16 protein-coding genes and 1 riboswitch are annotated in these 12,609 nt (G+C 38.0%); of the genes, 13 read left to right on the top strand and 3 right to left on the bottom strand.

The window, feature by feature from the left end; genetic code table 11:
* Positions 1-222: 222 nt before the first annotated feature.
* Entirely contained in the window at positions 223-840 is a 618-nt protein-coding gene (locus R6U77_RS14735) for an S-layer homology domain-containing protein (RefSeq protein WP_319836222.1), read from the bottom strand.
* Positions 841-1,039: 199 nt separating this feature from the next.
* Here R6U77_RS14735 and R6U77_RS14730 point away from each other — a divergent pair, with 199 nt between their 5' ends.
* Positions 1,040-1,846 (top strand): hypothetical protein, encoded by an 807-nt coding sequence (locus R6U77_RS14730; protein ID WP_319836221.1) that lies wholly within the window; start codon positions 1,040-1,042, stop codon positions 1,844-1,846.
* A gap of 3 nt (positions 1,847-1,849) precedes the next feature.
* Here the strand turns inward: R6U77_RS14730 and R6U77_RS14725 are convergent, their stop codons facing one another.
* Complete coding sequence (locus tag R6U77_RS14725; RefSeq protein WP_319836220.1) at positions 1,850-2,644, bottom strand: enoyl-CoA hydratase/isomerase family protein; 795 nt, start codon at positions 2,642-2,644, stop codon at positions 1,850-1,852.
* A gap of 225 nt (positions 2,645-2,869) precedes the next feature.
* Here R6U77_RS14725 and R6U77_RS14720 point away from each other — a divergent pair, with 225 nt between their 5' ends.
* From R6U77_RS14720 to R6U77_RS14695, 6 genes are all read left to right on the top strand, one after another.
* Entirely contained in the window at positions 2,870-3,745 is an 876-nt protein-coding gene (locus R6U77_RS14720; protein ID WP_319836219.1) for a tyrosine-type recombinase/integrase, read from the top strand.
* Positions 3,746-3,775: 30 nt separating this feature from the next.
* A complete protein-coding gene (gene ant(6), locus R6U77_RS14715; protein ID WP_319836218.1) occupies positions 3,776-4,633 on the top strand; it encodes an aminoglycoside 6-adenylyltransferase in 858 nt (285 codons plus the stop codon).
* 1 nt (position 4,634) lies between these two features.
* Positions 4,635-5,027, top strand: coding sequence for a hypothetical protein (locus R6U77_RS14710; protein ID WP_293928448.1), 393 nt, complete (start codon positions 4,635-4,637; stop codon positions 5,025-5,027).
* A 36-nt stretch (positions 5,028-5,063) separates the two neighbouring features.
* Positions 5,064-5,169: riboswitch (guanidine-I (ykkC/yxkD leader) on the top strand.
* 48 nt (positions 5,170-5,217) lie between these two features.
* Positions 5,218-5,550: a DMT family transporter gene (locus tag R6U77_RS14705; protein ID WP_293928450.1), complete on the top strand. Its 333-nt coding sequence runs from the start codon at positions 5,218-5,220 to the stop codon at positions 5,548-5,550.
* A complete protein-coding gene (locus tag R6U77_RS14700) occupies positions 5,550-5,861 on the top strand; it encodes a DMT family transporter (RefSeq protein ID WP_319836217.1) in 312 nt (103 codons plus the stop codon). Before R6U77_RS14705 ends, R6U77_RS14700 begins: the two co-directional genes overlap by 1 nt.
* A gap of 70 nt (positions 5,862-5,931) precedes the next feature.
* The gene (locus R6U77_RS14695; protein ID WP_319836216.1) at positions 5,932-6,339 is read left to right on the top strand and encodes a hypothetical protein; all 408 of its coding nucleotides are present in this window, start codon (positions 5,932-5,934) and stop codon (positions 6,337-6,339) included.
* A 26-nt stretch (positions 6,340-6,365) separates the two neighbouring features.
* Here R6U77_RS14695 and yeiL read toward each other — a convergent pair whose 3' ends face one another.
* The gene (yeiL, locus tag R6U77_RS14690; RefSeq protein WP_319836215.1) at positions 6,366-7,034 is read right to left on the bottom strand and encodes a transcriptional regulator YeiL; all 669 of its coding nucleotides are present in this window, start codon (positions 7,032-7,034) and stop codon (positions 6,366-6,368) included.
* 82 nt (positions 7,035-7,116) lie between these two features.
* Here yeiL and R6U77_RS14685 point away from each other — a divergent pair, with 82 nt between their 5' ends.
* The 6 genes from R6U77_RS14685 to R6U77_RS14660 all read left to right on the top strand — a co-directional run bounded on the left by R6U77_RS14685 (position 7,117) and on the right by R6U77_RS14660 (position 12,537).
* Positions 7,117-8,259 (top strand): 3-phenylpropionate MFS transporter, encoded by a 1,143-nt coding sequence (locus tag R6U77_RS14685; protein WP_319836214.1) that lies wholly within the window; start codon positions 7,117-7,119, stop codon positions 8,257-8,259.
* A gap of 137 nt (positions 8,260-8,396) precedes the next feature.
* A complete protein-coding gene (locus R6U77_RS14680; RefSeq protein WP_293928458.1) occupies positions 8,397-8,723 on the top strand; it encodes an ArsR/SmtB family transcription factor in 327 nt (108 codons plus the stop codon).
* 24 nt (positions 8,724-8,747) lie between these two features.
* A complete protein-coding gene (locus R6U77_RS14675; protein WP_319836213.1) occupies positions 8,748-10,478 on the top strand; it encodes a SulP family inorganic anion transporter in 1,731 nt (576 codons plus the stop codon).
* 58 nt (positions 10,479-10,536) lie between these two features.
* The gene (locus tag R6U77_RS14670; protein ID WP_319836212.1) at positions 10,537-11,199 is read left to right on the top strand and encodes a DNA alkylation repair protein; all 663 of its coding nucleotides are present in this window, start codon (positions 10,537-10,539) and stop codon (positions 11,197-11,199) included.
* Positions 11,200-11,502: 303 nt separating this feature from the next.
* Positions 11,503-11,922, top strand: coding sequence for a hypothetical protein (locus R6U77_RS14665; protein ID WP_319836211.1), 420 nt, complete (start codon positions 11,503-11,505; stop codon positions 11,920-11,922).
* A gap of 162 nt (positions 11,923-12,084) precedes the next feature.
* Positions 12,085-12,537 carry a DinB family protein gene (locus tag R6U77_RS14660; protein WP_319836210.1) on the top strand — a complete coding sequence of 151 codons (453 nt, stop codon included), beginning with the start codon at positions 12,085-12,087 and terminating at the stop codon, positions 12,535-12,537.
* Positions 12,538-12,609 lie beyond the last annotated feature (72 nt).

The following is a 12,609-nucleotide window of genomic DNA, read 5'->3' as shown; positions in this document are numbered from 1 at the left end:
AAGAACACTCCTAATCTGTTAAAAAGTACACTTTATTGTAACATAACATATAGTAAATGTATTTTAATAATTCAGAAAAAATATTAAAGTTATTGCTATTGTATACAGAACAATCTGAGAATCCTCGACTCAGCACTAATACTCGAAGCTAAGAACACATTAGTATTGCGCAATAGGACATGAAAAAAGCTGTCATCATTAAAGATAACAGCTTGGCATAAATTAATTTTTGTTTACTTCCATTGCACGATACATAAATACGGCAAAGTGAGCGCGTGTCAGCCCTTTATCCTCTCGGAATGTTTTATCCTCATAGCCTGTTGTAATATTATTTATATAGAGTGCATCGACAAATGGTGCGACTTTAGGCGATACATCAATGAGTGGACTTTTTTGCTCGCTGCTAGAAAGCTTATAGGCGATGGCTAAAGCACGTGCCATTTCTCCTCTTGTAATAATATCGTTCGGTCGAAAATCAAAATTATCAGCATGCTGAATAATATCTGCTTCCAGCACACGGCGAATATCTTTGTAATATGGGTTATCCTTGCTAACATCCGTTAAAGAAATGCCTTCATATTCGGTTGGAAGCGTAGGGAAGGCGCGGCTAATTAAAGCGGCCGCATGCTTGCGTGTCATTAATTCATTTGGTTTAAATGTGCCGTCTAGATAGCCTGTAATGACTTCTTTCTTCGCCATTTCTTGAATAATTGTATAGTAATTATGTTTAGGTGAAACATCGCTAAATGTTTGACTAGCAGCCATTGTTGACGATGGTGTAGCTACGCTTACAGCTGCGATGGCAATCGTTGCGCTAATGAATAAATTTGTTTTTTTCATTCTGTTATTACCTCTCTCATATTTGATTTGATTATTTGCTCTGGACGGAAGCTACATTATTTATCATAAACTGTTTCCCTTTTATTTTCCACTTATCTTGTCAATACACAACTTTCATGCTAGATAGATGGCAGATAAGTACTAGTTTTTTCTCGCTCAAAAAAAGTGTATATTAACTATAAGAAAAGGGGAGAGAAAGATGAAAGTATATTCATTAAGTGGGCCAAGTGGTACAGGAAAAAGTACCTCTGCGCTGCAATTTGCTTATGATAAAGGGATCGAAGGAATTATTGATGACGGTTTATTCATCCTTCATGGCAAAAAGCAGGCTGGCATTAGTGCTAAATTTGAAAAAAACACATTAACAGCTGTGCGTCGTGCCATTTTTGAAGATCCAGCACATCGTCAGGAAGTCCAAGCAGCTATTCAAGAGGCGCAGCCTTCGTCCATCTTAATTATTGGGACATCAGATAAAATGACGAAAAAAATTGCGGAGCAGCTAGAGCTTGAACCAATTACTCAATTTTATCAAGTACAGCATATTCGTTCTCCACGCGAAATTCAAATTGCTCGCTTTATTCGACAAACAAAGGGACAGCATGTGATGCCAATTCCATATGAGCAAGTAGAGCAAAATTTTTTCAAGCGCTTAGTACGAAAGGGACGAGCAATTTTTGTCAACAATCGAGTGAAAGTCGGAGAAACGACAATCGTTCAGCCTGACTTTCACTATGAAACAATCACCATTCATAAGCAAGTATATCGAGATGTGTTATTGCATGTAATGAGTAAGAGCCCTATTATCGCACAGGTAGAAAAGCTAGCATTTAATGTGGCTACGATGCCTAAAATTACTGTCAATATCATTTTAAAGGCCTCGATTCATACAAATATAATAGAGGAGCTGCAAGGCTTACAGCAGGAAATCGCAACAGCATTTGTACAAACCTTTGAGCTGGAGCCTGAGTATATTCATTTTACGATTAAAGGGCTGAAACTAATATAAGCCTTAGTTGCTGCGTGTAAAATTCGGCTGGCGCTTTTCAACAAATGCACGCACGCCTTCGGCAAAGTCATTGGGCGAAACAAACGGAGTAGTGCCTTGCCATAAAGCAGGTGTTGATTCTGTGCATTGTTGCACCGCTGCTTTGACCGCCTGTAAGGAGTCAGGAGACATGCCTGCTACAAGCTTTCCTAAGCGAATCATAAATTTTGTTACATCCTTTTCAGCGACTAAGTAATTTAACATACCTGCTTGAAAGGCTTCTTCTGCTTTATAGGTGCGTCCTGTGAAAACAAAATCCTTCGTTGTAGAAGGACCAACAAGGTTTACAAGACGCTTAGCAAAACGATTGTTTAGCATAATGCCTAATTTTCCAACGGGAATGCCCATTTTCGCTTTATCTGAGCCAATGCGAATGTCGCAAGCAAGTGCAAGCTCTAAGCCTGCACCCATTGCAGGTCCATTAATGACCCCAATAACGGGAAGTGGTAAGCTTTCAATTGTCGAAATAGTACGCTCCATTTCAACAAAGGCTTGCTCTGCCTGCTCCAGCGACATCGTATGAAATTCTTTAATATCGGAGCCTGCTGAAAAATTTTCACCAGCTCCACGCAAAATAAGCACTTTATTTTTCGGATTTTGCAAAGCTTGTAAGGTAAGGGAGGCGAGCTCACGCCACATATTTGCTGTTAATGCATTTTTAGCTTGTGGCCGATGGATAGTAATAATCGCAAGGCTAGCTGTTTCTTGATAAATCAATTTTGCGTCTTCCTCATGTAAGCGTACTGTTTGTATTTGCACAAAAAGCCCTCCATTTTCTTTTGAATTACTGCAAGTATGCCACAAAAGTGCACCGAGTTGAATAAAAATGACTGTTTCGCTATAATGAGAACAAACATTCTTATTTTTCATTGAATATAAATAGCATATTATACGACGCTATATTTAGTAAAAATAATATAGCACACGCACCAAATCTTTAATAACAAAAGTACCTTCACGCCAAATTAATAAGGAGTGCTGAGCATGACAGATTATTCGATTTATGTTAAACGTTTTCAAGCAGCTTTGATTAGTCAGTCAAAATCTAATTATACAGTGAAGCAATATAGCTTAGATAGTGCACAGTTCGTAAATTTTATGAAAGAACAGCAATATGAAATATTAACAGTAGAGGTTGTACAAGCATATAGACAATGGTTGCTGGAGCATTACAGCTCATTACAAAGTGTCAATCGCAAGCTTGCGAGCTTAAAAAGCTTCGTTCATTTTTTACAAGCGCGCGATGTGATTCCTACACTTGCTGATGATTTATTCAGCCCAATTCCCTTTGAAAAAAAGGAGCTGCAAACGTTATCTCCATTCCAGATGCGTAAAGCATTACATGTGTGGCTTATTTCCTATGAAACGGCAGAGGAGGACGAAATTCGTTGGATGGCATTGCGCAATTATACGATTATGCGTGTTATTGCAACACTTGGCATTAAATCGAGTGAGGTTGTGCGCATGAAATGGTCACATGTCCATGAAGGCTTTGTTCGTATATTAAGTAAGCGTAGTTATCGCGATTTACCGTTGCCACAAGCATTATTGGATGTATTACAATTTTATAAAGAAGAAACGAGCAAGCGCTTTGCGATTGCACAGGACGTAGATTATATTTGGCTCGGCTTGGGTAATAAACAGGGTGATCCAATTACTGTAAAAACAATAGAGCGTTTATTTGCCTACGTCTCACAGCAAGTAGGCTTTGCCGTTACAACGACAAATATGCGCTATACAGCGATTCAACAGGATATGAAAAAGGAGCAGCAAGAATTGGAGGATTTATATGAAAAATACGGCTATGCAAGAAAAGGTGTGCTGCAAGAACGAGCAACACGGATGGAAAAGCCCGAGTAAAATGCTATAATTAAAAAAGGAGGCGGTACAATGCGGTCAGAGGTAGAAATGTTTCAGCTTTTTTCAGATTTCGCATCACAGGATGAACGCATTCGTATTTCGGTGCTAGAGGGCTCACGCACGAATCGCAATATTCCACAAGATCATTATCAAGATTACGATATTAGCTTTTTTGTCACAAGCATGGATAGCTACTTAGAAAATGATGATTGGTTACAGCACTTTGGTGAGCTTGTTTTTGTCCAAAAGCCCGAAGACATGGAGCTTTTCCCTCCAGATTTTGAAAATTGGTTTACTTATATTTTATATTTTGCAGATGGAATTAAAATCGATTTAAGCTTAATCCCATTAACAGAGCTCAAAAATTATTTCCAAAGCTCAGATGGGTTAGTGGAGGTGCTACTGGATAAGGACAAGCGAATCTCGCAGGAGGTTATTGCGACAGACGAAAAATACTGGATTCAAAAACCGTCTGCACGCAGCTTTGATGATTGCTGCAATGAATTTTGGAGCGTTGCAACATATGTGGCAAAAGGCTTGCGCCGCAATGAGTTTTTATTTGCAATCGATCACTTGCATAACAACATAAGACAAGAGCTGCTGCGCATGATATCATGGGACATCGGTATTCGCCAAGGCTTTACATTTAGTGTTGGGAAAAATTATAAATTTATTCAGCAGCATCTAGCGCCCGAAGTCTATGAAAAATTACTTCGTACCTACGCAACAGCTGGAATTGAACAAACATGGCTTGCTTTTGAGCTATGCTGTGACATGTTCCGCGATATTTCTCACGAAGTAGCCGAAAAGCTTGGCTATGCGTATCCAAGCTATGATAAAAACATTACAGCCTGGATTGACAATACATATAAAAAGGGGAATAACTAAAATGGCTATCTCATTAATGGAAGCATATTTAATTGAATCATTACGACCAAATTACAGCTATGAACAAGTAGCAGCACAATTTGAAAACAAAGATTTATCATTATTTGAAGAGATGCAATCTGATTTCTCACTATTACAGCAGCTGTATGATACAGATAAAGCACTTTTCAAAGAAGCTTATACAACAAGCTATCAAGTGAAATTTTTAACAATTAATGGCTTGAAAAATATTTTACGTATGCGCTTCGGTATTGATGAGAGTCAGTACGAATTACAGGAGTTTGGTGCCTATAATGTACCAGCGAATGTAGAGACAGAAAAGGAAATTGCAGCACTTGTTTCATCAAACTGGAAAATTGAACGTAACGGAGATACAATTCATATTTTTGTCTAGAGCTTGCAAAATTTGCGGTGCTGTGAAATAATAAATTATCAAGCTTTCTAGGGTTCCGTAGCAGATGCTTTTGCTAGTCTGGTCCGAGAGAAGGCGCACACAGCATATGTGTGTTACACGGAAGGATAAAAGCCTGGGAGAATGCAATCATTCTCTCTGGCTTTTTGTCATTTTTAAGGAGGAATTTACGATGAATTTAACATGGCTCCAAGTAATTATTGCAGCAGTTTTTGAGGTAGGTTGGGTTATTGGCTTAAAGCATGCTACGACACCTCTTGAATGGGGGTTAACGATTGTATGTATTATTGTGAGCTTTTATTTAATGATTCATGCAGGAAGCAAGCTGCCTGTTGGCACTGTGTATGCAGTGTTTGTTGGATTAGGTACAGCGGGGACGGTTATAGCGGATATGATCATTTTTGGTGAGCCTGTGCATGTAGGGAAATTGGTGCTGATCGCTATTTTATTAGCTGGAGTTATCGGCTTAAAACTCGTATCTGGTGAAAAGGAGGAGCAGGCATAATGGCATGGATTGTATTAATTTTAGCAGGATTGTGTGAAATGTTAGGTGTTTTTATGATGGGACGCATGTATCAAAAACGCGATATTGCTTCCTTTGTTTATATGATTATTGCCTTTTCGGCGAGCTTCGGCTTGCTAGCAATTGCCATGGAAACATTACCGATGGGAACAGCCTATGCAATTTGGACAGGAATCGGTGCTGCTGGTGGCGCTATCCTTGGCATGATCGCATTTGGTGAATCAAAGGATTGGCGACGTATTGTCTTTATTACGATGATTTTAGGTGCAACAATTGGTTTGAAATTGATGTAAAGGCTTAATGAAAATCACTTCAGCATATGCTATAATTTAAGTACAAAGAACCGAGGGAAGGAGTAACTAAATGACAGATCGCGAACTATTAGAATTACTCGTACACAAAGTAACAGGTATGGAAGGTAGCATACAAGACTTAAAGACTGAAATGCAGGAAGTAAAAGCAGATGTGCAAAGCTTAAAGACTGAAATGCAGGAAGTGAAAGCAGATGTGCAAAGCTTAAAGATTGAAATGCAAGAAGTGAAAGCAGATGTGCAAAATCTGAAGGCTGAACAGCAAAAAACAAATGCTCGCTTAGATGGTATCGAGGCGAAGCTGCATATTGTTTACGAGCAAACAGGGCGATTGACTGAATATCATGCTGAAACGATGATGCGGTTTGAGCAAGTGGCGACGAAGGATGATTTAGAGTACTTTGCTCAGAAAATCGCTGAGCATGATCGAGATATTTTTTATTTGAAAAAAAGAGCTTAATTTTCAATAGAGCGAACGATAACGACCTAGACAGAGGCTGTTATCGCTCGCTTTTTTAATTCGTCCATATCGATAATTTTATAGCTGCGGCCACATTTTTCTAGCAAGCCTTGTGCGCAAAACTGCGATAGTACATGTAATAAATGGCGGTAGGAAACACCTAAATAATCGCAAACCTCTGTATGCTTTTCTTTATAAATGCCGTTATCTGCTAGCAGTACGATAAATTCTGCAAGGCGATTTTCGAGCGGATAGGCAAGGCTTTTCGAAAACTTAGCGGTCATTTCTGATGTTTTATTTCCTAAAAACGTCGATAAATAGCGTAAAAATACAACATCTGATAGCAGCTCTTTTTTACATTTGTTTATTGGCAGGGCTAAGCAAATAGTAGAATTCATCGTTTGAACACCTTTGGAATAATAATTTTCATCAAGTAGCTCTAGCTCACCAATAAAGGCATTTGGCTGTGCAAAGCTAATTAATGCGACCTTTCCATTTTCTTGTGTCATGTAAATTTTTGCTTTTCCCTCTACAAGAAAATATAAATACTGTGGAAAATGCCCCTCCTTAATAATCCAATTACCACGTTCAAAGCGATGTACTTCCACTAAATTTGTAATATCGAATGAAAATAAATGATGAATTGGAAATTGCTCAATATAATATTTTTTCTCTTCATTTTGTAAAATTTGCATCGTAAACCACCTAAATATGAGATATCTCACATTATTTTAAAAGAAAGCATGCTATGATGCAAGACAGATGGAGGGATATACAATGAATAATCAACGCTGGATGTCACAAAATTTCTTTACGTTTTATATGACATGGGGCATCTTTTTACCATATTGGACAGGATTTTTAATAGAAGCAAAGGGCTTAACGGTTGCAGAGGCAAGCCTTATTATGAGCTTTGGATTAGTAGCAAGAGGGATTTCAACTATGTTTGCCTTTCCGTATATTTCAAGCAAATGGAGCAGCAAGCGTGTAGTAGATATATTAGCAGCAGCATCCATCATCACCGTATTATTTTTTATTCCTGCAAGCTCCTTTATTAGCTTATTCATGGTTACGCTATTGTTCAGCTTTTGCTTTCCTGCATTGATGCCAGCAATCGATAGCATGGCAGGAATACTTGTTCAACATGGACAATTGCATTATGGAAAAAGCCGGTCTTATGGATCTGTAGGCTTTGTCGTGATGGTGCTCATCGTCAGTGTCATAACGGGAAAATTCGGTGATAGTACAATTGCTTGGCTATTGCTTGGTGGATTGATTTTATTGTTTGCATTAAATATGCGACAAGCACCAGCGATTTTATTAGAGAAGCCGCTACGAGCAAAAATTGGCAATCTTTCAATGAAGCAATTGTTCAAAACACCCAATTTTTTAATTGTATTGCTTATTGCAATTTTATTACAAGGTGCACATGCTTCTTATTATAGTTACGGCTATATTTATTTGCAGGAGCTCCATGTACCAAAATATTATATTGGTTTGATTATTAATATCGGTGTTTTTGTAGAAATATTATTTTTCGCTCAATCAGATCGCTTTTTTGGACAATGGAAACCAGCCACATTGCTAACCATTGCCGCAATTGGTTCAACGGTGCGTTGGCTAATGGTTGCACTTATACCAACAATTCCTGTCTTTATTTTATCGCAAACATTACATGCTGTATCATTTGCTTTAGCGCATTTTGCTGTCGTGCTGTTTTTCACACAGCACTTGCCGAAGGGACAAATTCCAAATGCACAAGGCATGTACAATGCTTTTGCGATGAGCTGGAGCACTGCGGTTTTAACATTGCTCGGTGGTTATTTATACGAAATCGAGCCGCGCTTCGCCTTTTTAGGAATGGTTGTATGTACGATACCTGCACTTGTTTTAGCATTGTATTTAAATAAGAAGAAATAAATTTTTGATTAAAAAGGGAGCGTCCCGAAATAACTTTTCAGACGCTCTCTTTTCTATATTGAAAATTAAAAAAATCAGGCGTATTATATATACATATTCAAAGTTTTGAATATGTATATATAGAAAGGAGAGGTTTGATGGGAGGAGAGCTCCAGCAATTTAAAGCCGATTTTTTTAAAGCATTATCACATCCTTTACGTATACATATCCTTGAGCTACTTGCAGAAGGTGAAAAGAGTGTACAGGAAATTCAAGATGCACTCCAAAAAGAAGGCTCTGCGATTTCGCAGCAGCTAAGTGTTTTGCGGGCTAAAAATATTGTAGTTGGCGTGAAGGATGGCAAACGAGTTTTATATTCTTTGAGAGACCCGATGATTTTAGATTTGCTCGTTGTTGCAAGAAAAATTTTTAATAACCACCTTATCGATACAATTACGATGCTAGAGGAATTAGATGAGGAATAATAAATAGAAAAGAAGGGTTTGAGCATGGAGAAGCTGCAAATGGGAAGGTTTAAAGGATATTCATTAGCGCATTTTCGAAAAGATCTTTTATCTGGACTAATTGTAGGCATTGTCGCAATTCCGCTCGCAATGTCCTTTGCTATTGCATCGGGAGTCAAGCCTGAATATGGAATTTACACAACGTTTATTGCGGGCATTACCATTTCATTATTTGGTGGCTCAAAATATCAAATTGGCGGACCGACAGGGGCTTTCGTTCCGATTTTACTAGGCATTGTCTTAGCATATGGCTATGAGGATTTATTGCTCGCAGGACTTATGGCTGGCTTGCTGCTATGCTTAATGGGCTTTTTTAAATTAGGCTCCTTAATTCAATTTATCCCACGCCCTGTGACAATTGGCTTTACAGCAGGTATTGCAGTCATTATTTTTACAGGGCAAATCGCTAATTTTTTAGGGCTAACAGAAATTGAAAAGCACGAAAATTTTATTGCAAATATGCGAGAGCTTGTTATGCATCTTGCCACAATTAATTTATATAATGTAGTGATTGCCCTCATTTGTTTAACAGTTATTTTAATAATGCCGAGAATTTTACCGAAAATACCTGGTTCTTTGGTTGGTATCATTATTTCTACAATTGTGGCCATTGTCTTTTTTGCTGGGCAAGTACCAACAATTGGTACAGCCTATGGAGCGATTCCGAATACATTGCCACAGTTTCAGCTACCTGACATCACATGGGAACGCATCGAACGTTTAATTGGCCCAGCATTTGTCATTGCGATGCTTGGTGGCATTGAGTCACTGTTATCGGCAGTTGTTGCAGATGGCATGACAAAAACGCGGCATAACAGCAATAAAGAGCTTGTTGGGCAAGGCTTAGCGAATATCGTGACACCGTTGTTTGGAGGAATTCCTGCAACAGGGGCAATTGCACGAACAGCGACAAATATTAAGAGTGGGGCGACATCGCCAATATCAGGTGTCGTCCATGGCATTTTTGTGTTGCTTGTCCTATTATTGTTCGCACCATATGCATCGCACATTCCTCTTGCAAGCATGGCGCCAATTCTAATGGTTGTAGCATGGAATATGAGTGAGCGTCATCATTTTATGCATATTTTAAAATTAAAATCAGCAGATTCGCTCGTTTTAATCGTAACCTTTTTATTAACGGTGTTTACGAGCTTGACGATTGCGGTGGAAGTAGGCCTAGTGCTTGCGCTCATTTTATTTACAAAGCAAATGATTGATATCCCTACAATTTTCAAAGTGTTGCCAGACCATTCAAGAAAAAATGAAAAGATGCAGCCATACGTCGTTAATACGATGCATGACTGCCCGCAAATCAGCATTTATACAATGGAAGGCCCACTGTTTTTTGGTGCAGCACAAATGTTTGAGCAAACGATTTTGTCAACAGCTGAGCCTAAGCCAAACATATTGATTTTACGTATGAGCAAAGTGCCATTTATGGATACAACAGGTGAGGCTTATTTCGATAATATTGTTCAGGAGTTTAAGGGAACCATTCTTGTGACTGGTCTATCACCACGTTTACAGTCAGCCATGAAAAAAAGTGGCTTGTATGATAAAATTGGCAAACAGTACTTCTTTGAGCATACAGGTCAGGCAATTGATGTCGCACTACGCTATTTAGATAACACAAAATGCATCGGCTGTCAGCACTTTGCCTTTCGAGAGTGTGCACAATTGACAAAAGGAGTGGTGCAATGGGAATTACCAGATTAAGACCATTTAGTATTCTATGTTACTATGAAACAGCGCTTTAATCAAAGGGGTGTATAAAATGAATGAAGATATAGAAATAAAACGCTCTTCAAAAGCAGAAAGCATTCTATCTCAGATCAATAGTAAAACGAAGCTAGGCGATTTACGGAAAATGGCGAAGGACATTAAAAAAAATCATGAACTAGCTATGGAATTTTGGTCAACCGGGGAGTTTTTGCCTAGACTATTAGCAATCTTAATTATGGATAAAAAACTTCTTTCACAAGATGTGCTAAATGAGCTTGATAAAGATATGCAGACTCACACTTTTGATGAACGAAATAACTTAATGGATTGGTTAATGGCTAATCAGCTCACTAAAGACAAACAAAAAATTGCGTTGATAGAGACATGGGAAAATAGCCCTTCTGCTCTGCGAAGACGGACTTTCTGGTATTATCAAGCGCGATTGAGATGGACTGGACAAACACCACCTGATAACACTGCAAACTTACTAGCTGCAATAGAAGCTAATATTACGCAGGAAGAGCCAGAAGTTCAATGGGCTATGAATTTCACCGCAGGCTGGATAGGTGTTTATGATGAAAAGAATCGTGCGCGTTGTATGAAGCTTGGTGAGCAAACGGGTCTGTACAAAGATGAAATGGTAGCCAAAGGATGTACCCCTAGCTATTTACCAGATTTTATTACAATTGAAGTTAATAAACGACATCATAATTAGTTGTCTTTGAAAAAAGTAAAGCAATTCAAAGCCCCCAATTCCAAAGTTACAATTGTTAATAAAAAAGCCTAATTTCATTGATTGACAATTAGGCTTTTCTTAATTATTTACAAAATTTTTTAAGCATTTTATAAAATACCCCTTTATAAATAATATCGAGTACTGCTGCGATACATAAAATAGCGGAAACGACGATTGTTCGTTTTTTCATTTTGAAGGCTCCTTTCAATACATGACTCGCTTCATTTTAACATGGAAAAATAGTATTTATCTTATAAAATTTAAAATAGTAGGAGGCTACTCATGTATAAGAAGATCATTGCTTTTTCAATGGCAACTCTTATCTTATCAGGCTGTAATTTACCACAAAGCTCAAAGGGGACAAATATTGAAATAAGTGAATCGCTTCATAACTATGATAAGGAAATGCTTTTAACTGCTTTGGAGAAGCATCCTGAATTCCCTCAACTTAATCCTGATGAAACGATTACGATTAAAGAAAAAAATGAAACAGTGACCTATTTTTCGCAAATAGAATATCGTCCTGGTAAATCAGAGAATAATGAATTTACAGAAGTAGAGGCTTCTACTGCCGAATACTTCATTACTTTGGTTAAGATATTAGAATTAGAGGGGGATGAAATGAAAAGCTATTGGAAATATCAATATTTCCCTTCGACAAGTAAAGTCTCTTTAATTGAGAGCGAGGAAAATTCCTCTTGATAAATGAGTGAGATATTGCTTATATTTTAATGAAAATTGCCTATCTTTAAAAAGGCGATCAGACGAAGTGAGATGTATCATTGTACATACAACCGATTTTCACTTCGTTAAAATGCGATTTTACAAACACGGAACAAACGTTCTTTTAAGAGGGTGAAATGTATGGAGAAAACGAAAATTATTGCACATCATCTTGAGTTTAAAGAATTTATCACTTTGCTGCGTGCGTTGGATGAGGAGGTGTTACGGAAACCTATCACTGAAGGGGAGTGGTCGATTATAGAGATAATCGGTCATTTGATTGCGTGGGATGAATTTGTACTTCGTGATAGAATACCGTATTTCTTTCAAGATAGCACTTTCCCTGCTGGACCAGATGTGGTCACTTTCAATGAACAAGCTGCAGCATCCGCCCGTAAAAAGGAAGCCGTTGTCGTCCTTGATGCATTTTTGTGTGGTCGAACTCGATTGATTGAACGATTAACTGAAATACCAGATGCGCTTTGGGAAACTGAAATAACAATTCATCAATCCCAACTAACTTTATTTAGTTATTTTAAAGGGCTGATGACACATGATTTACATCATATAGCGCAAATAAAAGAAGTACTATAACGAAAAAGTTCCCAAATTGATATTTGGGAACTTTTTAAGTAATTAAAAACAGCACGAATTGTCCGCACTGTT

The organism is Lysinibacillus louembei, assembly GCF_033880585.1.
In the GTDB taxonomy this organism is placed as follows: Bacteria; Bacillota; Bacilli; order Bacillales_A; family Planococcaceae; genus Metasolibacillus; species Metasolibacillus louembei.
Note: the sequence above shows the minus strand (reverse complement) of the source record. Positions and strands in the feature narration are given on the sequence as shown.

Coding starts and splice junctions, on each gene's coding strand:
- R6U77_RS14675 (WP_319836213.1), top strand. CDS start 8,748: ATGGAGAAGCTGCAAATGGGAAGGTTTAAAGGATATTCATTAGCGCAT.
- R6U77_RS14695 (WP_319836216.1), top strand. CDS start 5,932: ATGACAGATCGCGAACTATTAGAATTACTCGTACACAAAGTAACAGGT.
- R6U77_RS14700 (WP_319836217.1), top strand. CDS start 5,550: ATGGCATGGATTGTATTAATTTTAGCAGGATTGTGTGAAATGTTAGGT.
- yeiL (WP_319836215.1), bottom strand. CDS start 7,034: ATGCAAATTTTACAAAATGAAGAGAAAAAATATTATATTGAGCAATTT.
- R6U77_RS14660 (WP_319836210.1), top strand. CDS start 12,085: ATGGAGAAAACGAAAATTATTGCACATCATCTTGAGTTTAAAGAATTT.
- R6U77_RS14680 (WP_293928458.1), top strand. CDS start 8,397: ATGGGAGGAGAGCTCCAGCAATTTAAAGCCGATTTTTTTAAAGCATTA.
- R6U77_RS14670 (WP_319836212.1), top strand. CDS start 10,537: ATGAATGAAGATATAGAAATAAAACGCTCTTCAAAAGCAGAAAGCATT.
- R6U77_RS14710 (WP_293928448.1), top strand. CDS start 4,635: ATGGCTATCTCATTAATGGAAGCATATTTAATTGAATCATTACGACCA.
- R6U77_RS14685 (WP_319836214.1), top strand. CDS start 7,117: ATGAATAATCAACGCTGGATGTCACAAAATTTCTTTACGTTTTATATG.
- R6U77_RS14720 (WP_319836219.1), top strand. CDS start 2,870: ATGACAGATTATTCGATTTATGTTAAACGTTTTCAAGCAGCTTTGATT.
- R6U77_RS14730 (WP_319836221.1), top strand. CDS start 1,040: ATGAAAGTATATTCATTAAGTGGGCCAAGTGGTACAGGAAAAAGTACC.
- R6U77_RS14665 (WP_319836211.1), top strand. CDS start 11,503: ATGTATAAGAAGATCATTGCTTTTTCAATGGCAACTCTTATCTTATCA.
- R6U77_RS14705 (WP_293928450.1), top strand. CDS start 5,218: ATGAATTTAACATGGCTCCAAGTAATTATTGCAGCAGTTTTTGAGGTA.
- R6U77_RS14735 (WP_319836222.1), bottom strand. CDS start 840: ATGAAAAAAACAAATTTATTCATTAGCGCAACGATTGCCATCGCAGCT.